Source organism: Vibrio sp. STUT-A16 (assembly GCF_026000495.1).
Taxonomy (GTDB): Bacteria; Pseudomonadota; Gammaproteobacteria; order Enterobacterales; family Vibrionaceae; genus Vibrio; species Vibrio diabolicus.
Genome location: NZ_AP026765.1, coordinates 3420378 through 3443233, shown reverse-complemented (window position 1 = coordinate 3443233; position 22856 = coordinate 3420378). Strand labels below are relative to the sequence as shown.

Here is a 22856-nt window from a genome sequence, read left to right as displayed (position 1 = left end):
TTGTTTTAAGCCTTATTGGTTGGTGCTGTCCTCAGACGCACAATTTGGCTGACAACTCATTGGAGTAGTTAGGTGCTTCTTTGGCACCGGTGTCATCATCGCCAACAACATTTTTTGTTTTATGTGTTTGGGGATATCTGGATTAGAGAGTATCCGCCTTCGTGTTAACTCCATCATGGAGCTCACTGAGAGGTGTTCGACATTCTGCCCCTTCGCGTGGAAGATAAGGCGAGTCATTTCGTACATCATATCTTCTGCAATCTTCTTCTCTTGTTGCAGTTGGATATTCTTTTGCATCATGGCGCTGCCAAATAGCACACCTGATAGCACGATGATGCCTGACAATGCAGAAGCAAGAGGGCGCCGTTGCACCAAGCGAAAGGCGCTATACAAAGGCCAGTGTTTTTTCTGCTCGATAGGGCGACGTTCGATAATTCGCTCGATATCAATGCGTAGCGCTCGCACATCTGGGTATCGCACTTGGGTGGCTGGACGCGTCGCCCGTCTTATCACCCAATACACATCAGACCAAACCGCTGGTGACGGAAACATTAACGCGAGGATTTTGCCCAATGAATAAACATCGCTTTGTTCTGTCAGTACTTGTCCTGCCTGCTGCTCAGGGCTGGCAAAGTTTTGGCTAAACGCAATCAGTGCCGAGGGTGAGCCCTCTCGGGTGGAGTGCGCTTTTTGAGTTAAGTTGAAGTCGAGCAGTTTGGGTCGTTTGCTACGATCAATCAGTATATTTTCTGGTTTTAGATCGGCATGCAAAACATGATGCTGGTGGGCGTGCTCCATCGCCTGACAAATCTGCTTAAACAGCAGCAGTTTTTCTGTCTTTTCCAGCTTATTTTCTGACAGGTATTCATCTAAGGTTTGACCAAATACCCGCTCCATCACGATGTAAACCGAATCTTGATGAAGACCGCCATCAAACACTTTCGCTATGTACGGATGGTTTAGACGCGCGAGCAGTTGTGCCTCATCGAAGAGTGCACGTTGTCCCAGCACATTACTCAAATTGCTTTGAATAAACTTGATGGCCAGATCTTGTTCGAACGTTTCATCTGCACGTAGGGCGGCGTAAACGACACCCATGCCACCGCGACCCAACTCATGAGTTAGGCGATACTTACTGATGACTTCTCCGCTTAGATCGACGTCTCGGTTCGTAGCCTGGTGAGCACCAAAGTAAAGTAACTGCGTTAGTTGTTCTTCAGGTGTCTCGTGGGCTAAAAGAGGAACGAGTTGTTGATACAGCTCAGGTTGACTTTGTTGCAATGCTTGGAGGTATTGCTGCTTTTGGGAGTCGTCCAGATCAAGCAAGTGATAGTAAATCTGGGTTTCGCTAGAGCCTAACTGCACTGTGCCTAATGTCTTATTCTTTTAGGTACGGCATTTTATAAGAACTTTGATATAAATGTCATTTATTTATTCGGCTTTGACTCACAATGTATGAAACGCAATTTGGTGGCTAATAGAATAATAACGTCATGATTTTGCGAATTATTTTCACTGAGCTTGTCGGCAGAGAGTCTATTCGTCATAATGTTACTTGTAACATTACTGATAAATCACATATTTATGGCTCAACAGAATAAGAAAACTCGCACGACATTGCAGGATGTCGCAGACCAAGTTGGCGTCACGAAGATGACGGTTTCACGTTATATGCGTAACCCTGAATCGGTGGCAGAAAAGACTCGGGCCAAGATTGCGACTGCGATTGAAGAGATGGGATACATCGAAAACCGCGCCCCCGCTATGCTGTCAAAGTCGTCCAGTAAAGCCATTGGTATTTTACTGCCCTCATTATCCAACCAAATTTTTGCTTCCTTTGTTCAGGGCATCGAGATGGTAACCAAAGCCAATGGCTATGAGACGCTTTTAGCGCATTTTAGCTACGATGAGCTTGAAGAAGAACGCAAGATCGCGTCATTACTCTCTTATCAGGTCGATGGACTTATTCTAACTGAAAGCCATCACACGCCGCGTACATTGCAAATGATAAAAAATGCAGGGATCCCTGTGGTGGAAACCATGGAGCTGCCACCAAAGCCGATTGATATGGCGGTTGGGCTAGATCATGAAGATGCCTCGTACACGGCGGTTAAGCAGATGCTAGATACAGGTAAGCGCACAATCGTTTATTTTGGGGCGCGTTTGGATACGCGAACCAAGCTGCGTATGCAAGGTTATGATCGCGCGATGACGGAAGCAGGGCTAGAACCTAAGCACGTATTAACGGGTGATCACTCTAGCTTCTCTTTAGCGCATGATTTGCTTGAACGCGCGCTAGAAACTCACCCAACGCTTGATGGCGTATTCTGTACCAACGACGACATCGCGATAGGGACCATGCTGAGCGCGCAACAACGTGGCATTCAAGTTCCGCAGCAGTTGGCGGTTGTGGGCTATAACGCGCTGGATATTGGTCAAACCATCAGCCCGAAACTGACTAGCGTCGATACACCGCGTTTCAAAATCGGTGAAAAGAGCGCAGAGCTTTTGATCGCGCGTCTGAAAGGTGAAGCGCAAGAAGAAAAAGTGGTTGATATGGGGTATCAAATTACCTCAGGAGAGAGTGTTTAACTCGCAGTTAACCGCTCTCTGTATTCGCTCATCAATGGTATTGGCAGGTTAGGGTATGGCACATCAGCTGGATGCATTGGATCTCAACTTAATGCGTTTATTAAAGGCAGTGGTGGAAAACCGCAGCATCAAGCTGGCCGCGATGCAGCTGGGCATTTCTCAACCGAGCGCCAGTCGCGGCGTGATGAAGCTCAAACAAGTGTTTGATGACCCGCTGTTTGTGCGTAAAGCGCATGGGGTTGAGCCGTCACCGATGGCGATACGCCTCGCCGCCGAGTTCGACAACATGATTGCACCACTGGAAAAAGTGGTGCAAGAGTTTGAAGTGTTCGACCCACTGCAATACCAAGGGCAGATCGCGATTGTGACTGACCCTTATTTGATGGATGAGCAAGGGCAGCGATTGCTAACTGGCTGCCATCGAGCCTTTCCCAAAGCGCACTTTGCCTTTTCCAGTTGGAACAGTTACTCGCACGATGAAATGTTAGAGGGCGAGCACGATTACTGCATTCTCGACCAAGAGACCGAGCTGTCGAAAGACATTTATATGCGTCCGTTGTTTGTTGAAAAACGGGTGATTTTGGCACGTAAAAACCACCCGACTTTGTCGAAAGTCAGCAATGATTGGGACACGGTGTCCAAGCTGCCTCTGGTGTCTCTGCCTGCGCCCGCCTCGTATAAACCACTTTGTACCGTGGAGTCCGAATATCGTCGTATGGGCTATGAGCCTGTGGTGTTACTTAAATCCTATAATTTGCGTGTGGCGTGCCAAATGTTGCAAGAAACCGACGCGATTATGTATGCCAGCCAAAGCTCAGCAGTATTGATGCCGGAGCTGGACTCTTACGCGATGCCTTTGGTCAACCGTGAGTTTAGCCAGTTTGTCGTCTCTGGCGGTTTCTTACAAACCAATCGCAACCATCCTTTGCACCGACACTTACATAAAGTGGTACGCCAAACTCTGAAGATGCCATTAATTTTCGCACAGTGACGACGGATTATTGTCTCGCGTCACCGAGATTCTCTGCATAAGATAACCATGAAGAAAATGTGTGATTACATAGACAACTCGATCCTATAGATATTCAAAAATGAATATCTCAATTACCTGTCTCTTTTTCCTGCTCAGCGCTAACCTTAGCTCAAATAGTCAGGAGAAGTGGCTCATTTTTATCTTTTTAGTCGATACAGATGCGTGACATTCACCATTCTCCGTTATGCAGTTTTTTAATTTCTGATGGAGGATTCATCATGCTAGTTGCACGTCTATTTTTATTGCTCGCCATCGTTGCCGAAGTAGCAGGCACCAGCACCATGTCTTTTATCGGACAAGGTCATGGATGGTTGGGCTACATCGTGATGTACGTATTGATTGCGGTGTCGTACTACTTCCTCTCGATTGCAGCGAAAAAGATTTCTATCGGCGTGGCATACGCTGTTTGGGAAGGGTTGGGTATCTCATTGATCACGGTCGTTTCAATCGTGTTGTTTGATTCTGACTTAAATACCCAAGAGCTGCTTGGTTTGATGTTATCTGTCATCGGCATCGTTTGTGTGACTTTAGGGGAGTCACACGGTCAATCTAACACCAAGAAAAACGCCGATAAACTGGCAAAAGAACGTTCATTTTCTACAAGTGTAAGGTGTGAATCATGAGTCAATTTTTTACGATGTCATTTGGATTTGTCGTGATGGCTGCCTTGGTCGACATCGTGGCCAATATGGCGCTCACACGTTCTCACGGCTTTAAATACAAAGGCTGGGGCATTACCGCGATTGTGTTGGTACTGGCTGCGTTCACGCTATTGGCGCAAGCGGTGAAAGAGATCGACTTAGCCATTGCTTACGCCTCTTGGGGCGCGATCGGTATCTTAGGTACCGCAGTTGGTGGTGCCTTGCTGTTTAAACAGAAACTCAAGCCAATCGGCTGGTTTGGTATCTTTGTGGTGATTGCTGCAGTCGTGGTGATGAAAACCGCTTAATGCAATCCTCTGAACCCCAGATATCTTCATTCTGAACAGCGAGGGACGCGCGTGATTCAGAATCTACCGACAACAAAGTGCAGTGGCAGAGGGGGTTTCTCTGGCTTCACAACACGTTGATAGTAGATCCCTGATCTCGCCTAGGCTCGTCGGAATGACGGACTAATTCGTTTATTGAAAAAGAAAAATGACCAATCCCACATCTCGTCATTCTGAACAGCGAGGGACGAGCGTGATTCAGAATCTACCAACAAAAAAGTGCTGTGGCAGAGGTGTTTTCTCTGGCTTCACAGCACGTTGATATTAAATTCCTGATCTTGCTTAGGCTTGTCGAAATGACGAGGTTTTTCTTCTCGCCTTAAACAATGAAGCTTGCGCCTTCTTCTGCGCTAGAGACGTTTTGGCGGATCACGCTAAACAAGCCTCGTCCCCATGTTTGTTGGGTAGATTCGGTGTCGAAATGAATCAACTCGCGACCAGTGGTATCGCTTAAGTTGTTCAGTTCGCCCGTTTGGCAATCAAGGCGAATCAAATCACCGTTGCGCACCAAACCAATCGCGCCACCACGAATGGCTTCTGGAGAAACATGAATCGCAGACGGAATTTTACCTGACGCGCCAGATAAACGACCGTCAGTAACCAGCGCCACTTTAAAGCCCGCTTTTTGCACGTTACCTAAAATTGGCATCAGCTTGTGCAGTTCAGGCATGCCGTTTGCTGCTGGGCCGTTGTGTGTGACTACAACGATGCAATCTTTGTTCAGCTCACCACGTTTGTACGCGGCTTCCACTTCGTGTTGGCATTGGAATACGATCGCAGGTGCAACAATCACGCGTTGCTCTTCTTTCACCGCAGACACTTTCACCACGGCTTTGCCCAAGTTGCCAGTCAATACGCGAGTGCCGCCAGTATTTTGGAAAGTGGCGTCTGGTTTGGCGATCACGTCACCGTCTTGGCTGCCTTGGCACGGTGTCCAAGTCAGTTGTCCATCGACAAGGCTCGGCAGCGTCATTTGGCCTTCAAATTTACCAAACACGGGTTTCACATCGCGATGCAAAAGTTCGGATTCGTTCAAGCGGTGCAATAACGCTGGCACGCCACCCGCGTCTTGGAACGCGTTCATATCGGCTGGGCCGTTCGGGTAAACGCGAGCTAACAAAGGAACCACATCCGACAGATCGCTGATGTCTTGCCACGTGAGCAAGATGCCAGCAGCACGCGCCACGGCGATCATATGAATGGTGTGATTGGTGCTGCCGCCAGATGCAAGTAGAGCGATGATGCCGTTGACCAAGCTCTTTTCTGTGACCACCTCGGCCAGCGGACGGAAGTGTGCAGAACCCGCCGTCATTGAGGCGATTTTCAGAGCCGCGTGATCGGTTAACGCTTTACGCAGTTGGGTATGGGGATGAATGAATGCCGAACCTGGCAGCATCAAGCCCATGGCTTCGAACACCAACTGGTTGGTGTTGGCGGTGCCGTAAAACGTGCACGTACCGGCAGAGTGGTAAGCGCGACACTCCATATCCAGCAGAGCGTCTTTGCCGACTTCACCCGCTGCGTATTTTTGGCGCACGTCGACTTTCTCTTCGTTGCTGATGCCCGTTGCCATCAGACCCGCTGGTACAAACGCAGTCGGTAGATGCGCGTAAGACAGTGCGCCCATCAGTTGCCCCGGGGCGATCTTGTCACAGATGCCAAGCAGTAATGTGGCATCAAAGACATTGTGGCTCAAAGACAACGCCGTTGATTGCGCAATTAAGTCACGCGAAAACAGCGACATATCCATGCCTGCTTGACCTTGAGTCACCCCATCGCACATCGCTGGCACACAACCTGCGACTTGCGCTGTATGGCCGTAGTCCGCCAGCACTTGTTTGATTTGCGCTGGGTAGTCTTGGTACGGCTGGTGGGCGCTCAACATGTCGTTGTAGGCGCTGATCAGCGCGACATTGGCATGAGTAAAATCGAGAATATTTTTCTTTTCAGAAGAGCAAGAAGCGGCGACTGCATGGGCTAAGTTACCACAAGATAAACCAACACGGCCTTTGCCCGCTTCGGCTTGCACTTCGGTGCGAGCAAGAAACGCAGCGCGCGCTTCACGGCTGCGCTCGGTCAAACGTTGTGTGACCTCAAGAACAACAGAGTGAGTCATTACGCCACCTCGATCGCTTGCACTTTGATTAGCTCAGCGGCAGAGCGTTCCACCACGTCGCTGATGTCTCCGTCGATACTGACGATCAGAGTTTGAGGCTCGTTGTCTGGGCGCTCTAGCGTCTCGAATTGGCTCTTCACCATGTTTTCTTTCATGAAGTGGCCTTTGCGCATACGCATGCGATTAAGGATCAACTCCATATCGCCATCAAGGAACAGGAAGGTCACGTTGTCGTTGCCTTCGCGGATCTGATCGCGGTAAATCTTTTTCAGTGCTGAACAAACAATAATGCCGTGTTCGTTTTTGCTTTCTAGGCTGTACGCCGCATCACGAATGCGTTCTAGCCATGGCTTGCGATCATCATCGTTCAGAGGCTGGCCCGATGCCATTTTCTGAATGTTCGCTCGTGGATGAAGATCATCACCATCAATGAATTTACGCCCTAGCTTTTTCGCTAGATGCTCACCAATTGTGCTTTTACCACTAGCACAAACGCCCATAACGATGACACTACTACCAGCCATAACTTATCCTCATAACCAAATTTGCGCGTGATCTCAATTTTTGAATTCACTTTAAAATATGGGTTTATCTTATTCATGTTATCGGTAACATGTTACCGGTAACTGAAATAAATGTGAACCATAACACAAACAATAATTCTTAAAGGTGAACCTATGGAGCAATTAACCCAAGCCCCAGATCCTACGTTCCTACTGACGATTGCAGGCCTTGCCATTGCAGCGTTACTCGTTCTGATCATTAAACTGAAAGTCCATGCTTTTGCTTCCCTTACTATGGTGAGTTTAGGCACAGCAATAGCCACTGGCGTTCCTTCTGAGAAAGTCGTATCGACCATGATGGGCGGCTTCGGCGGCACACTGGCTTCCGTGGCATTACTGGTTGGTCTTGGTGCGATGATCGGTAAAATTCTTGAAGTGACTGGCGGTGCGAAAGTGCTGGCAGACACTTTGATTGGTCGCTTTGGTAAAGAGCGCGCACCATTTGCTTTGGGCGTCGCTTCATTACTGTTTGGCTTCCCAATCTTCTTTGATGCTGGCCTTGTAGTGATGATGCCAATCATCCTAAGTGTGGCGGCTCGTTTTGGTGGCTCACCAATTAAATACGCGTTGCCTGCTGCCGGTGCTTTTGCGGTTATGCACGCGTTTGTTCCACCACACCCAGGTCCGGTTGCAGCGGCAGAATTCCTTGGCGCAAACATCGGTCTGCTATTGGTGGTGGGTATTTTGGTTGCTATTCCCACTTGGTACCTTGGCGCTTACCTATTTGGCTTGTACGCGGGCAAAAAATTCGATATTCCACTATCTAAAGCCTTCTTTAATGGCGAAGCGATGGTGGATGAGCGCAACGCACCAAAATTTGGCACGGTTATGACCATCCTTGTGCTGCCAGTCCTGCTAATCTGTTTGGATACGGTATTGAACACACTGGCGGTTGCAGGTGTGATTGATGGCAAAACGGCACTGGTTGAGTTCCTACGTATGTTAGGTAAAACCCCAGTCGCGTTGCTGATTACTTTGATTGTCTGTCTGGCTGTGTTTGCCAAAGACTACGGCATGGCAAAACTAGAAAAATTGTGTGGTGAGTCATTGGCTCCTATCTGTGGTGTTATCCTAGTAACGGGTGCAGGTGGCATGTTTGGCGGCGTACTGCGTTCAAGCGGTATTGGTGATGCACTGGCTGACGTTCTTACAGACACAGGTATGCCTGTGATTGTGGCGGCGTTTGTGATTTCAACCTGTCTGCGTGTTGCTCAAGGCTCGGCAACCGTAGCGCTAACCACGACGGCGGCTCTTATCGCGCCAGTTGTGGCAGCATCAACAGGTTTGAGTGAACTAGACCTTTGCTTTATCGTAATCGCGATTGCGGGTGGTGCAACGGTACTGTCTCACTTCAATGACTCTGGTTTCTGGTTGGTCTCTCGTCTGCTTGAGATGGATGAGAAAACCACATTAAAAACTTGGACGGTAATGGAAACGTTACTTGGCGGTATCGCGTTTATTATCGTCGCAACATTAAGCTTTATTCTTTAGAGGTTCCCCATGACAACACTTGAACAACGATTAAGAGAAATCAAAATCGTCCCAGTTATCGCAATCAACGACGTAGCACACGCTCTGCCACTGGCAAAAGTGTTGGTAGAAAACGGTTTACCATGTGCGGAAGTGACATTCCGCACCGAAGCGGCGGCGGAGTCGATTCGCATCATGCGTGAAGCGTACCCAGAACTGTTGATTGGCGCGGGCACCGTTCTGACCACAGAACAAGTGGATATCGCCATCGAAGCGGGCGTGGACTTTATCGTTAGCCCAGGCTTCAACCCAACCACAGTGAAATACTGTCAGCAACGTGGCGTGACTATCGTACCGGGTGTAAACAACCCAAGCTTAGTTGAGCAAGCGATGGAAATGGGTCTGCGTACGTTGAAGTTCTTCCCCGCTGAGCCATCTGGCGGTGTAAATATGCTGAAAGCACTCACGGCGGTTTACCCAGTGGAATTCATGCCAACAGGTGGCGTAAGCCCATCCAATGTGGAAGATTACCTAGCGCTGAAATCGGTTGTAGCTTGTGGCGGTACGTGGATGGTGCCAACCGCAATGATGGACAATGGCGATTGGGAAGGTATTGCTGAATTGGTTCGCGCAGTTAAGTAAAACGCACAAACGGCTCCAAAATCCCCCCGAACGTTAGAAAACGTGATGCGAAAAAGGGTCATCAAGTTACTTGATGACCCTTTTGCTTTTTGGAATGAAACAGCTTTAGAAGTGATGCTTCATAAAGCGCTTAATAAAGTGAATGAAATCTGCTTCGGCTAGCTTCGCGCACTTCAATGTTTGGGCGTGAGACAATTCTACATCTCCCAAGCCTTCTGCCATGTTGGTGATCGCACACACTGCCAATACGGGTAAGCCGCAATGCGCCGCAGAAATCACTTCTGGCACGACCGACATGCCCACGACATCACCACCGATGATTTGCATCATGCGGATTTCGGCTGCGGTCTCAAAGTTGGGGCCTGTGTAAGAGACAAACACACCTTCATTCAGGTGAATGCCATTGGCTTTGCCGACTTCAAACGCTTCTGCGCGCAGGTCTTTGTCGTACGCATTGGCGAGGCTGAAGAACCTCGGGCCGTACTCTTCATCATTCGGACCGATCATTGGAGATTCAGGCATGGTATTGATGTGGTCATGAAATACCACCAGAGAACCGACATCGATGCGTTCAGGGCGAAGTGAGCCTGCCGCGTTGGTGACGAGCAAAAATTCACAGCCCAGCTTTTTAAACGTGCGTACTGGTGTTGTCATGACCTTCATTGAGCCGTGTTCGTAGTAGTGACCGCGACCTTTCATGCACACTACGTCTACGCCGCCCATGGTGCCAAGTACCAACTCACCAGAGTGGCCTTGCACGGTGCTAACCGGAAAGCCTTCGAGCTCTTCGTATGGAATGACCACTTTGTCTTGTAGCTCGTCTGCCAATACGCCTAAGCCAGAGCCTAAAATAAACGCCGCTTTAGGTTGGAAGTTTGGTTTGCGTTCGCGAATGGTTTGTAGCGCGCCGATTACTGGATCGTGATTCATGTTAGTCACCTTCTGGTTGTGTGTTGATTCCATTGTGTGACTTTCTGCGCTGGTTATCTTTGCTTTATTCGCTACTATCATCCTTAAAAAGAGGATAATGAAATTCGCTAGGACTCAATGCATGAAGTCAGAACCATTTGAGCGCGTGACGCTGAAGATGCTGCGTTACTTTTACGAGGTCGCACAAACCAAGCATTTCACTAAGGCGGCCGAGAATCTCAATATCACCAATTCGCCGTTGAGCAATCGCATCAAAGAGTTGGAAGAGGTGCTTAACGTCAAACTGTTTGAGCGTGATTCAAGAAACGTCATGCTGACGGAGGCCGGGCGATTGTTGGAGTCCAAATGCCAACTGATTTTTCAGACCTTGGATGTCTCGCTCAATCAAGTGCAGCAAGTGGGGTTGAACCAGAGAAATATCCTGCGAGTTGGTGTGGTAAGTAGCGCATTTTGGGGCGGATTTGATCGTCTGTTACAGCGTTTCCATGCTGAGCATGACACTTATCACGCCGACATTTTTGACCTCAACCCAGAGACGCAAAAGAAGCATCTGAGCGAGAAGAAAATTGATGTGGGCATTGTGCGTTTTGCCGATGCACTCAACATTTATCCGTATCAGTCGGTATCTTTGGGCAAAGATGTGTTTGTGGTGGCGGTGTCGGAGCAACATGAGTTAGCCAGCAAATCTTTGCTGCGGCTCCAAGATTTAAAGACGTGTGAGTTTGCGTTTATGAGTTTGGCGAATTCAGCCTCGGCAAACTTCATCATCAATGCCTGTCTGCAAGAAGGCTTTTCACCCCATATTGGCAAACAAGTGGTGGAGCCAAGCACCTTGATGGCGTATGTGGCAAACAGCAATACCGTGACGTTGGTGCCGTCGACGTTTTCTCAGCATCATTGGCATGGAATTCGTTTTATCAAGCTGAAAGAATCACTGCGTGCAGACTTATGTCTGATTCATGACGGTAAGCAGGAGAGTGCTATCAAAGCCGAGTTTATTCGCACGTTATTGGAGAATGCGAGTTAAGCATGGGCTAACAAAAAAAGGTCACCCTAAGGTGACCTTTTCAAATGATTCGCTGAAATCAGCAATGCGATTAGCGCGCAATTAACGCATCGTTACAAACTACTAACACAGGTTGGCTCTGTAAAAAATCTGGAAAGTTCTATGTGATAAGGTTTGGTGACCTTTTCCAGAAAAGTAGAGAAATATCTCCACTTTTCCTAAAATACTGAGCTGTAGTATACCACTTTCCAGAGTTTTATCTATTTGGCCTTAAGTCTAGCTGATCAATGCCTTCTAACGTTTGGACAACTTTTTCAACTTGTTCGCTATCAAAATCATCACGATCAGCTTCTTCATGCGTCCCTTTGTTAAGGTAAGTCCAAACTAAGTTATTTTCGGGAATGCCCAGAATATGCGTATAAGCTGTGATGAGAGGAGCTTTGTTTGGATGTTCGAATGTTCTGGCGTCTCTTAGGTTTTTGCATATGGCATTGCACAGATCTCTTAAAGAAGGCTCAGCTCCTGCGCCAACAATCATCAGCTTTAGTACACCATGACCATGACTTCCAAGCCATCTCCATACTTTTTCCGATATCATTTCTAAAGCTTGTCTTGACGCAGATAGAGCATCTCTATCATTTAAAACATCTTTTGCAGCTCTAGCCTTGGCAATGTAATTAGCGCTTGGGATATTACCTACAACTCTCGGCTGGTAGTTTCCATTGTGATGGCGGAGCACATAAACCTTACAGTCATTTCGTTTTTGGACGGGCAAGTGTTGTTGGATATCTTTAATAAACTCATTGCTATGGCAAGTAACAATCAATTGATGCTCTTCAAAATTATCACTTTCAAATATTGTTTCTCGAATCCCGCCTCTATGATCGTGATCTATTGCATTGATAGCATCATCAAACACAATTACAGGGCATCCTATGCTTTTGGCTTTCGCTAGCAAAATTGCTAGCCCTAAACAGCGAATATGTCCTTCACTAAGGACATGTAGAGCATCGACACTGTTCTCTAGATTACCTTTAAAACAAATTTCAATCTTTCCATTTCCGTCTATTGGGAGGTGTAATGCTGCAAGCTTATCTTCCTCACGATCACTACGATTAAAAGAGTTGTATAACTCCATAGTAGCTTCATTTAGTCCTTCCATTAACTGAGCTGGAAGCTCTGACCTGTACACCTTAAGTGCCTCAAGGAATTGGTCATAACAAGTTTTGTATGGGCGATCTCTTTCAATATTGGCTTTTTCTTGCTCAGCAAGAGCGATCAATTCAGCATTTGCTTCATCAAACTCTTCAATACGCCGTTTCGCGGCCTGTAATTCGTTTAAGAGTTGTTGTCGCTTAAGGTCTTGTGCTTGAACGCGAAGCTGATACTGGATTAATGTTTGGCGTTCCTCAATGTGTATTTGACGTTGTTGTTCAGCTAGCTGTGACTGTTCATCCTGCTGAGATATTAGTCCTACAATGCTATATAGTTGGCTTAGAAGGCTGTTATTTAGTCTGGCCTCCTCTGTTTTTGGGTAGATATCTAGCCACCATATATCTGTTGGTTCATCAGGAAGTTGTTCTAAATACTGCTTAAGTGGGGCAAAATCTTTACTTTCGCCGTTAAGGAATGAATGGATAGTTTTTAGTGTATTACGAAGCGTTCTAGAGGCTCGCTCTAGCGCAATTTGCTTTTCCTGCTTTTGCTCTTGCAGAACTGTCAACTCCCTTAATTGTTCTAGCCCACTAGTCGCTTTTTCAAATGGGTTTTCTCGTACACTTGATTCTCCTGTTAAAGGTGTATTGCAAGCAGGACATCGGTCACCAGTTATTTCTTGAAGCTCTAGAATAGAATTGTAGAGAGCTTTATAAGAAACTTGGTCGCTCATTGTGTGGAGGGCGGTCGTGATTTCATTAAGGCTATCACTTAGGGTCTGGACGCTATCTAGTGTTTCACTGATTTTTGGGAGTGTTAGTCCAATTTGCGCAGGAGGAATAGTTTCAATTAGTTGATTCAGTTCATGTATGCGACTAGGTTTTTCGTCTGAGCCAATCAGTAGCTTTAAAGATTCGTATGTAGTCTCATCACTATAGGTAAGTGCTAGTGCCTGTTCTTCATTTGTTAGGTTAGCAAGTGAAGCTGCCTCATTTGCAACAAGTGCTTGGTCAGCAGTAAGAGTAGCTTTACGAGCGGTGAGAGTCGTTTGGTGTTCATTGGTGAGTACGAGCTGCCCATCAATACTCTCGTTGAAATGGCTTACAAAATCGCTGAATTGATCCATTCCGAATAGAGTGGCTATCAACTCCGCACGCTGTCCGTTGGGGCGTGCTGCCATTCTAGAGAATGAGTCGATGCGATTTCTTTCAACAAAACAGAATCGGTAACTTTCAGGATTAGAAACGACGTTTACTTCCTCACCCTCATGATTGATGGCAGTTAGTTGCGGCACCTCGAATCTATTTTCAATGACATTCTTTAAATATGTATTTGCAGCAATACGTTTACTACCAGCCTCTTCCACTTCACCCAGTAAAGCATACTCAAGTCCTTCACAAAGGCTGGTTTTTCCACTTCCATTTGGGCCATAGAAAAGGGTTATCTGCTTCGATAAATCAAATGGTTCTGGAGTACGAAAACCTCGAAATGGCCCAAGTGTTAAATTATTTAATTTAGCCCATGACCATTCACTTTTTTCGTTCTCAAGGGTGATTACTGGTTCATTATCTTCAGCCGCTTCAAGTGCGCCGCGCATTAGCTCTACAAGATAGATAGATCGGCTACTTCGGTGTCGCGTAGTTTGAGATAGCTCGTCAAAATTACGAAGAACAAGATTTGCTAGCTTACGCACGCTGCTAGGTGTATTTTTGTCTGGTTGGTGAAGCCATCGAACAAATTGCTCGAAGTCTTGCTGACTAGATGCCATTGTGAATCCTATACTGAACGAATTTCATATTTCAGGTCAGTATAATTCTCCATCAATGGCATATATACCTGTTTTAATGGCTTTTGTGATAGTTGGCCTCATTTGACAATTGTTGTGACTCAACGAATATTGATATGTCTATTTGATAGATATCACCTGACTTCGTCTTAATGTTGCAAGCTGCTCTCGAAGATCCGCATTCTCATACTCCAACTCATCAATACGAGCCAATGCCTGCACTAGCTTGTCGTTCAAGTGATGCTGTGCCGCTGCAAAAAGAGCTAGCTTCTTGCGTTCTGCTTCGTACTTGGCCTTGTAGTTATCCTTGATGCGCTTTTGCTCTTTGAGCTTGGTGCGTACAGTCTGGATCTCTGGTTGGACTATTTCACCTTTGCCTGTCGCAATTTCAGCTTTGGTTTGCTTAACTTTTTCCACAAACTCAGGGTAATAATAGCCGCTGCCATTACCTAGGTTAGCTTCTTCCTCTACAGCTCTCACACTGAGCTTACGGTGAGTAGGGATACGCTTAGGCTTGCCTTGTTTAATTCGTTCTAGGGCAGCCTCTAATACTAGTCGTGTATTTTCGCTCTTACTCATAAATTCGCTACCTTCAAATCAGGTTCAAAAGGCGTGAAGGGCATATCAAAGTCAGCCATGACTTTTTCAGCAGCCCTTACTTGAGTTATGTAGTGGCTCTGTTCACTGACTGAAATATCTTCATCCGACTTCATGTAGGCCACTAAACGACGATGTTTTTTTTGCCACCACTTGGCTTGCTGTTCATCTATGATGCTGCTACCAGACCCACAGTCCACACAGAATTGGGGGGCGACCACACCGTTCATATCGCAGTCATAACCAGATTTGCAATAGCTATGCATTGAACCATGCAGTGTCAACTTACCATCCTTTACGGCTTTATAGATAACATCCCATGAGCTATAAATAGTCGGTACATCCCCTCGCATTTTCATGATCGCTTTGCCATAAGTGCCCGATAGTTTTTCATCTGAGTGCCATTGTTTAAAGATTTTATTTGTGGTGGTTTCAGCATTAATTTCATCGAGTGCCTTTTGCACTTGCTCGTCAACTTTCAGATCCCGTAGGCTCGCCAGCCTCCCACCATTGGTATACCACTCGGTCATCGCGAGGTATAAGTGCTTGAACTGTTGTTTGAGCGCTACTAATGTCCCTAGGCGGTTCTTAATGCAATAAAAGGCCAAAGTGCGCCTAAACTGATGAGTTGTTATGTGCCATGGATTTCCAACTGTTACGTCTTTTTTTACACGGTTGAATGCGTGAGGGTTTGACTCAAGGCATTCTGCAAAATCCTCTTCAGTTACAATGAAATTGAACTGCTTACAAAAACGCTGTAGTCGGTGATTCCAGCCTGTAATTAATGTGGGGGGCTTGGAGCGGTATGATTTATTTACCCAAATAGAGTCTTTGTATTTTTTATCTGGATAACTAACTTCCTTCCGCCATTCTTCAGTTAGTGTGGTCATTAACTCTATTGCAGTTTTAGAAGATGAAGCGGTAACCCATGTTTCTCTTTTATGCCCTAACTTAAAAGTATGAGATTGCAGCATGTGGAAGTCACGCCCTTCAAAGTTATCTTTGTAATAACTTTTAGGTGTTAGTTTATCGATTTCGGAATCTCGCATACCGCTAAAACCGCCACAGATAATATAGCAAGCATTGGTTAGTTGACCCCAGTAGCGTTTAAAGTCCATTCCATTTTTTAACTTGATACTTGGTATTTTAGTGGCTAATGGTTCGACAAGGTCTTTAACTTTGCGGGGTTGTAACTCTTGAGCTGCGGAAATGTATTTTCGTTTATCGAAGCTACCATCTTCACCCATGAAGGAATAACGGTTCCCTTGCTTTATTTTTTCTTCAAGATTACGCACCCCCTCGTCATAGTTATGCTGTAGAGACTTCTCAATATCTAAAATCAATTGTCTATGTGGGTGAGCACTATTGATCAGTTCTATAGCCTTTCCATAAATGGCATCACATAGACGTCCAGGTATAACAAGAGTTTGTTGTGCTTCATTTGAATTTATCCGTCTTGCTTCAATATTTGACTTTATTGGATTAAGGCCAAGCTCAAGTTTGTGCCATGACTCATCATTTATGGCGGTATTTATTGCCACGAAAGTAGACTCGATGGTTCCTTGGGCATAGCTACATTTTTGCAAGAAGCGCTCAAACTCAGCCCAAACAACAGGTGAGCCAAGATCTTTCAATGAATTATAGTTACTCTCCATCAAGAAACTATAAGCTACCTTTATACTACTTAGTCGAGTGCGAACACTTGAGAACTTTACTGCTTTTTTTTGTTTAGGGCTTTTATTGAATAACCAGCCAAAAGTCAGCAACTTAAGTTCTCGCTGTAATTTAGGAGCACATTCAAATTCCTTTGTGTTTAGATTGTTCTTATCTTTCTTTCGAGAGAAAGGAAAGCAATCCCAATTGTTTTGCCCAAAGGTAGCAGTAACGTTGCCCTTTTTGTCTTTGCAGATGACGACTGCATCTAACTCTTCAAATCGTCCCTCATGGCAGAGTGTAACTACGTCAACGTCTTCAACTTTATGTTGCTGTGGAAAATCGGGTAAATAGAGCTTAGATGTATCCACTATCCTACCTCGGCCATTGAGTTTGGAATTAACCCTAAAACGGAATCACTGTCATCCCAAGCGGGGTGGTAGCCATCATCGTCGAGCTTGGTTTCTGCCTGCCTCAATAACCGCTTATTGATGTTCGGCAGTATTTTTTGCTTAATGAACTGCACGATATCCTCAAAGTTTTTTCGGTAATGGCTGGCATCTAAATGAAGGTAAAGTGACTCCTCAATGCAGGCCTTGAATGAGAGAAGACACCAGATATCTGAGACCGACTGCACAATGATTTGGTCAGGGCAGCCAAAGCACCCCAGTAGGTCGGCACAGGCTAATCGCTCCCCCTTCTTGGTAAGCCCTTGCGCTTGAGCTTTCTTGGTATACTTTCGTGACTTTTCACCGAATGGGGCAGCGCAGCTACCACCATTCGAGGTACGACTCAAATTGGGATGGTTAATCTTGTTCTCTTCCTCTATGACCAGTACCTTAATATTGAGGTTTTCTTGTGCTTGCTGAGTACTAACCCCGCTCTTGATCTGCTCCTCCCGAATTAACAGCGTATCTTGCATCATGCCGTTATTTATCTGCTTATTTCCCTCGCTGTAGTGACGTCTGCGGGTGTTGGGCGTGTTGTTAAGCATGAGGTTATTAATCATTTCTCCTTGATGATATGAGGTTAATTGAGAGCCTGTCTCTCTAAAACGGCTAATGACAGGACGTAATCGTCGTCCTAGTTGGTCGGTAAAGCTAAAGTGTTTTTCAACCCAGATTTTTGTGAAGGCTTGTAGTGTTCTCGATGTTAAGGGTTTTGCTTTTTGGAAGGTCACTGTTTGGATCAGTGTGGCGTCGTTATTTGCATTTATTATTTTTGAAGCATTAATTAGCTTATCGAAAAAATCTAATGCATATTTGGGTACTTCCAACTCATGAGCTCCCATCTCAACTTGGATAGTTTTAAAAGCACGACGCTTGAATGCTGGCATGGTGTACCATGCTTCCCCCGTAGACATTGAAGCGTTATTTGGTTGTTTTAGTTGAAGTAAATTACTGGTGTTAGTATAGGTGTAATACGCCAAAAGATATGTAGCTGCACTCATCATTTTTGAAATACCGGCACACAAAGGATACACCTCGCCTTTCCACTCAAATGTCATCGTAGGAACGACTCTCCATGCATTAATATGTTTGTCAGGAGCTTCGATAAACTGCTTGTAAGTCTGTTTGAAGACTTGTCTTAAAAAGGGGAGAAGTTTGTTTAAATCACTGCGCGTATACGATTCAAAAGATTCAGTATCTCTGCTATCCATTATCACTACATTATCAAAGTAGCTATGTGGTAACTCTAGATACTGCGTAAAGAGTGCGTTCATTTTGCTATGCTTTATCTTATATGTACTGCTCTTTAGTACTCCCAACATGACGTTGTTTTGCAGTTTAGACATATACTGTTCAAGTGATTTTTGGGTAAATGCTGGCGAATTAATTGCGTCGCATAACTTGAGGTACCTAGAGGTTTCCAAGAATATGGAGTGGAGCCAACAACTGCTACTACCTTCTTCAATTTTTTCATCAAATCGGTCTTTTAGCTGAAAGATGAAACTTTTTCGACCAGCATCTTCAAACTGCTCTCCTCGTTGTAACCGCTCAGTTTTAGGAACCCCTTTGAAGAAAAAACGATTGAAATCGGCGAGACAATTTTCACCCATAATGCTTAGATTAATGCATAGCTCAGGCTTCCAATTACTTAGGTAAGTGAGGTTACTCATCGTCATCTCCTAGCGCTTCGTGCATGATGCTATCAAGGATGCCAAATTTCACCTTGAAGGCTTCTTTGCGTTTTAAGTAACGCAAGTATTTCCAAGTGGTACTTTCGTCTTTATGTCCCATCCAGCTCATTAGCAGCTCCATACACTCAGTTACGGGCAAATTCGCCGCTAACATATCATTGAGTCGATAAGTGCCATAAGTGGCACGTAAATCATGGAAGCGATGGGCAAATGATGGCTCTGCCCGTTTTATTTCTGCCCTGAACTCAATCCATCGAGCTTCAATGGATTTACCCGTAGCAGGATTACCTTGTTGGCTAACAAAAAGTGGTTCGTGACGATCACAACGCTCTAGTATTTCAATGGTCTTTTGGGTAAAGCTGACAGCATCGCTTTGTAATTGTTCGATTTTCTCGTTAAGCCTAGTAACACGCTTAAGGCGGCGTTCTGAAACTCGATACTCATTCAATGATTGGAGCAAGTCCGATGAAATCTCGACAGTCCGAGTTTTTAGGAACTTGGTTTGTACGCCTGTAGAGCGGGGGCATAACAGAATTTCAAAGCGATGTTGACTCTCAGCAAGTGGAGTTGCAGTATCTAACGCATCTAGTGTTAGGGTTGCTACTTCTTCAACCCGCATGCCTGTATCAGTCGCTAGCAAGGCTTGTAAGCGCAACTCTTCAGACGTTTGTGGAAGGTACTGCGTTAAAATACCAAGAGCATCACGGCTTAAGGGGGATAGTGGCCTGATGTTTCTACTATCTGCATCCCTCGGTACTTTTATGCGTAAATCACTGGTCTCAACAATGAAAGTTGGAGAGACGTGGGCAAGCATCCCACGATTCTGAACAGAGACGAACTCCATTTTGAATGGAGCTTCCTTCTCACTCTTTACGCGTAAGTAACCATCATGCATTAGCCACTTATAATAATTGACGATTTGGTTCATACGAACACTGGCAGTGCTGTATGCAAGCTCGCCTTGCTTTATTTGCTTGAGCAGGTGAGAGCGGTATAGGTAAGTCGGTTTGAGCCTCTTTACTGGTGGGAATCCATCCCAGCGAAGTTCCTTGTCCTCAAGAAATTGGTAATAGGCACGTAGAGCCTGTGCGCAAGGAGATAAATCTTCTGCTTTCTTTACAGCCTTGAGATAAAACAGGTAGCTATTGGCTTCGTGATTGAATACACCATCTTGCGAAAAGAGGGTTGGCAGCGAACCGATATTGTCATTGGAAGGGAGGCAATGGAATGTACCATTGTCCAGTTTTTGTAGCTCAGTTTCTTTGAAAACATCGCTGGAGTGTACAAGGTAAGTCATAAATCATCCTGAAAAATATCACTGCCCATGTATACAGTATGGACAGTGATTGATTATTTTCCAGATTTGTTTACGTGTGTAAGATGTTTTTCCTACACTAACCCCTCATGGTAACGAACTCTTCTGAGCCCGTTGGGTGGATAGCCACAACAGAGTCGAAGTCTGCTTTGGTTGCGCCCATCTTCATTGCTACGCCGAAGCCTTGGATCATTTCATCTACCGTGAAACCGATGCCGTGTAGACCAACAACCGTTTCTTCTTCACCCGCACATACAAGCTTCATCTTACATGGTTGACGGTGCTTAGTAACGGCGGTGTACATCGCCGTGAAGCCAGATGTGTAGACTTTGATGTTGTCTTTGCCGTACTTCTCTTCCGCTTCTTGCGTTGTAAGACCGATAGTGCCGATTGGTGGGTGGCTAAATACCACAGTTGGTACCAAATCGTAGTCCATCTTCGCGTTTGGTTTGTTGTTGAACAAACGCTCAGAAAGTTGACGACCCGCTTTCACTGCTACTGGTGTTAGCTCGATACCGCCTTCCATGATGTCACCCACACAGTAGATGCCTTTCACGTTGGTTTCTTGGTATTCGTCTACCTTAATGTAGCCTTTTTCGTTCGTTGCAACACCAGTTGACGCTAGGTTGATTGCGTCAGTTGCTGGGTGACGACCGATTGCCCAAATCAGTTGGTCAACGTTTTGGCTCTCACCGTTTTCTAGGTGCAGAGTTAGGCTGCCATCGGCTTCTTTTACCACTTCTTTTGGTACAGAATGGGTGTGCAGTGTTGGGCCTTCTGCTTCCATCACTTCAACCAACGTATCGATGATCATTGGGTCGAAGCTACGCAGTGGTGACTCTTTACGTACGAACAGGTGCGTTTCTGTACCTAGTGCGTGCAGTACGCCAGCAATTTCAACTGCGATGTAGCCAGCGCCGACAACCGCAACGCGTTTTGGTTGCTCTGCTAGGTCGAAGAAGCCGTTTGAATCGATGCCGTATTCAGCGCCTGGAATGTTTGGAATAGTAGGACGACCACCAACCGCGATCAGAATGTGATCCGCAGTATAATGTTCACCGTTTACTTCTACGGTTTTCTCGTCAACAAACTTAGCAAAGCCTTTAATTACGTTTACTTTGTTGTTGCCAAGAACGCGATCGTAAGATTGGTGAATACGACCAATGTACGCCTGACGGCTCTCAACCAGTTTGCTCCAGTCGAAACCTTTCACGTCGACATCAAAACCGTAATCTTCTGCGTACAGGTTCATTGCTTCTGCGATTTGTGCGCCGTGCCACATCACTTTCTTCGGTACACAACCTACGTTGACACAGGTACCGCCAAGGTCTTGAGCTTCGATTAGCGCAACTTTCGCGCCGTACATCGCCGCACGGTTTGCAGATGCGATGCCGCCACTGCCGCCACCGATACAGATATAGTCAAAATGAGTCGCCATTACTTTCTCCAAGAGCTTATAAATTTTATCTGGTACATAGATAGATTGGGATGACCTTGCCTGAACTCAATGCCACCGTTATCCCACTATCATAAATCGAATGTAACGAATTCCTAAATGGGAAAAAGCGACATTACTTATGACAAATAGCGATGAGAGGCACAAAAAGAAGAATAAGCGCGATGAGAGGGCAAAGTTGAGAGTATAAAAAAGCGCAACGAAAATGTCGTTGCGCTAGAAGGTTTCGGTGCAGATGAGCTTACTCTGGCACAATCCAGTCCACTTTCCAGTGGCCGGTGGCTGGTGCGATCGCGTCTTGCAGGAATGGCAGAATCTCTTTCATCTGGCTTTCCAGTTTCCACGGCGGGTTAATCACAATCATGCCGGATGCCGTCATGCCGCGCTCGTTGGTATCGGGTGCGACACCTAACTCGATTTGCAGAATTTTACGAATGCCCAGTGCTTCCAGGCCTTCGATCATATCTTCGATGTCGTGACGGTTTACCACTGGGTACCAAATCGCGTAGATACCGGTTGCCCAACGCTTATGGCTCTGATGAATCGCGCGCACTACATCGCGGTACTCTTTCGCGAGCTCGTATGGTGGGTCAATCAGCACCAAACCACGACGCTCTTGTGGTGGTAAGCTTGCTTTTAGACGCTGGAACCCGTCCTCTTTGAAGATGCTCACTTGGCGATCGCGATGGAATTCTTGCTCCAACAGCGGGTGATCGGCTGGGTGCAGCTCCGTCAGCACCATGCGATCTTGTGGGCGGATTTGCGCGCGCGCCACACGTGGTGAGCCTGGGTAGTAACGCAGTTTATCACCGTTGTTGAGCACTTTGATGGCATCGATGTAGCTTTTGATGTCTTCAGGAATGTTTGGGTTATCCCAAATACGCGCGATGCCTTGCTTGTATTCGCCCGTTTTTTCAGACCATTCGTGAGTCAGATCGTAACGGCCCACACCCGAGTGGGTATCGTGATAAACGAATGGTTTATCTTTTTGTTTCAGCGCATCAAGAATGAGGCTTTGAACGATGTGTTTGACCACGTCAGCATGGTTGCCGGCGTGGAAGCTGTGGCGGTAACTTAACAAATTAAACTCTCGAAACACTCTTTGGTTGAGTGTGGTCTGTGATTTTCACTCTATGGCGGTATTATACTCAAGTAACTTAAAGATGTAGAACTTCCAATCAAATCCGTTCCTCTAATAGGGGCTCACTATTGAAATTTCTTTAAGTCACCCACACTTACTATTGGTAATCGAATTGAACTAGGTGAGTTTCTCGTGCTCAAAGAGTGTGAAATCTCATTTAGGTATAACAAGACTCAAGGACAGAGTAGCGCTCGTTGACTATATGGTCATCGCAGCATAGAGAAAGGGAACGGAGCTCCCCCAATCCATGTTGCTGGCTCGTCTGTACATTGA

General features: G+C 46.0%; 18 protein-coding genes. 7 read left to right on the top strand and 11 right to left on the bottom strand.

The genetic code is table 11. The annotated features are described in order from the left end of the window. Window positions 1-12: 12 nt before the first annotated feature. Entirely contained in the window at window positions 13-1365 is a 1353-nt protein-coding gene (locus OO778_RS16230; protein WP_053808533.1) for a serine/threonine-protein kinase, read from the bottom strand. Window positions 1366-1584: 219 nt separating this feature from the next. Here OO778_RS16230 and OO778_RS16225 point away from each other — a divergent pair, with 219 nt between their 5' ends. The 4 genes from OO778_RS16225 to OO778_RS16210 all read left to right on the top strand — a co-directional run bounded on the left by OO778_RS16225 (window position 1585) and on the right by OO778_RS16210 (window position 4574). Beyond that, on the top strand, window positions 1585-2592 hold the full coding sequence (locus tag OO778_RS16225) for a LacI family DNA-binding transcriptional regulator (RefSeq protein WP_167394128.1): 1008 nt from the start codon (window positions 1585-1587) through the stop codon (window positions 2590-2592). Window positions 2593-2647: 55 nt separating this feature from the next. Then, on the top strand, window positions 2648-3583 hold the full coding sequence (locus OO778_RS16220) for a LysR family transcriptional regulator (protein WP_006741755.1): 936 nt from the start codon (window positions 2648-2650) through the stop codon (window positions 3581-3583). A gap of 260 nt (window positions 3584-3843) precedes the next feature. Further along, window positions 3844-4248, top strand: coding sequence for an SMR family transporter (locus OO778_RS16215; protein ID WP_170892880.1), 405 nt, complete (start codon window positions 3844-3846; stop codon window positions 4246-4248). Then, the gene (locus OO778_RS16210) at window positions 4245-4574 is read left to right on the top strand and encodes an SMR family transporter (RefSeq protein ID WP_053807555.1); all 330 of its coding nucleotides are present in this window, start codon (window positions 4245-4247) and stop codon (window positions 4572-4574) included. The genes OO778_RS16215 and OO778_RS16210 overlap by 4 nt, the downstream gene beginning before the upstream one ends. 358 nt (window positions 4575-4932) lie before the next feature. Here OO778_RS16210 and edd read toward each other — a convergent pair whose 3' ends face one another. Next, a complete protein-coding gene (gene edd / locus OO778_RS16205; protein WP_264910429.1) occupies window positions 4933-6729 on the bottom strand; it encodes a phosphogluconate dehydratase in 1797 nt (598 codons plus the stop codon). After that, window positions 6729-7253 (bottom strand): gluconokinase, encoded by a 525-nt coding sequence (locus tag OO778_RS16200; protein ID WP_193448313.1) that lies wholly within the window; start codon window positions 7251-7253, stop codon window positions 6729-6731. The genes edd and OO778_RS16200 overlap by 1 nt, the downstream gene beginning before the upstream one ends. A 153-nt stretch (window positions 7254-7406) precedes the next feature. Between OO778_RS16200 and OO778_RS16195 the strand changes: the two genes are divergently transcribed. Together OO778_RS16195 and OO778_RS16190 are read left to right on the top strand one after the other, a co-directional pair. Beyond that, window positions 7407-8783, top strand: a complete 1377-nt coding sequence (locus OO778_RS16195; RefSeq protein WP_012841240.1) for a GntP family permease — start codon at window positions 7407-7409, stop codon at window positions 8781-8783. 9 nt (window positions 8784-8792) lie between these two features. After that, entirely contained in the window at window positions 8793-9404 is a 612-nt protein-coding gene (locus tag OO778_RS16190; protein WP_005394384.1) for a bifunctional 4-hydroxy-2-oxoglutarate aldolase/2-dehydro-3-deoxy-phosphogluconate aldolase, read from the top strand. A 105-nt stretch (window positions 9405-9509) separates the two neighbouring features. On the opposite strand, the gene xapA is transcribed toward OO778_RS16190, so the two are convergent. Then, window positions 9510-10334: a xanthosine phosphorylase gene (xapA, locus tag OO778_RS16185; RefSeq protein WP_005394385.1), complete on the bottom strand. Its 825-nt coding sequence runs from the start codon at window positions 10332-10334 to the stop codon at window positions 9510-9512. Between the two features lie 121 nt (window positions 10335-10455). Here xapA and OO778_RS16180 point away from each other — a divergent pair, with 121 nt between their 5' ends. After that, window positions 10456-11361 (top strand): LysR family transcriptional regulator, encoded by a 906-nt coding sequence (locus tag OO778_RS16180; protein ID WP_005379156.1) that lies wholly within the window; start codon window positions 10456-10458, stop codon window positions 11359-11361. 235 nt (window positions 11362-11596) lie between these two features. Here the strand turns inward: OO778_RS16180 and OO778_RS16175 are convergent, their stop codons facing one another. From OO778_RS16175 to OO778_RS16145, 7 genes are all read right to left on the bottom strand, one after another. Continuing rightward, window positions 11597-14263, bottom strand: a complete 2667-nt coding sequence (locus OO778_RS16175) for an AAA family ATPase (RefSeq protein ID WP_027696367.1) — start codon at window positions 14261-14263, stop codon at window positions 11597-11599. 138 nt (window positions 14264-14401) lie between these two features. Continuing rightward, a complete protein-coding gene (locus OO778_RS16170; RefSeq protein WP_027696368.1) occupies window positions 14402-14860 on the bottom strand; it encodes a hypothetical protein in 459 nt (152 codons plus the stop codon). Then, complete coding sequence (locus OO778_RS16165; protein WP_264910423.1) at window positions 14857-16902, bottom strand: hypothetical protein; 2046 nt, start codon at window positions 16900-16902, stop codon at window positions 14857-14859. The genes OO778_RS16170 and OO778_RS16165 overlap by 4 nt, the downstream gene beginning before the upstream one ends. Then, window positions 16902-18650 (bottom strand): hypothetical protein, encoded by a 1749-nt coding sequence (locus OO778_RS16160; protein WP_027696370.1) that lies wholly within the window; start codon window positions 18648-18650, stop codon window positions 16902-16904. Before OO778_RS16160 ends, OO778_RS16165 begins: the two co-directional genes overlap by 1 nt. After that, the gene (locus tag OO778_RS16155) at window positions 18643-19968 is read right to left on the bottom strand and encodes a site-specific integrase (protein WP_027696371.1); all 1326 of its coding nucleotides are present in this window, start codon (window positions 19966-19968) and stop codon (window positions 18643-18645) included. Before OO778_RS16155 ends, OO778_RS16160 begins: the two co-directional genes overlap by 8 nt. A 97-nt stretch (window positions 19969-20065) precedes the next feature. Further along, window positions 20066-21424, bottom strand: coding sequence for a glutathione-disulfide reductase (gene gorA / locus OO778_RS16150; RefSeq protein ID WP_021486844.1), 1359 nt, complete (start codon window positions 21422-21424; stop codon window positions 20066-20068). A gap of 259 nt (window positions 21425-21683) precedes the next feature. After that, entirely contained in the window at window positions 21684-22523 is an 840-nt protein-coding gene (locus tag OO778_RS16145; protein WP_145533283.1) for a 23S rRNA (adenine(2030)-N(6))-methyltransferase RlmJ, read from the bottom strand. Window positions 22524-22856 lie beyond the last annotated feature (333 nt).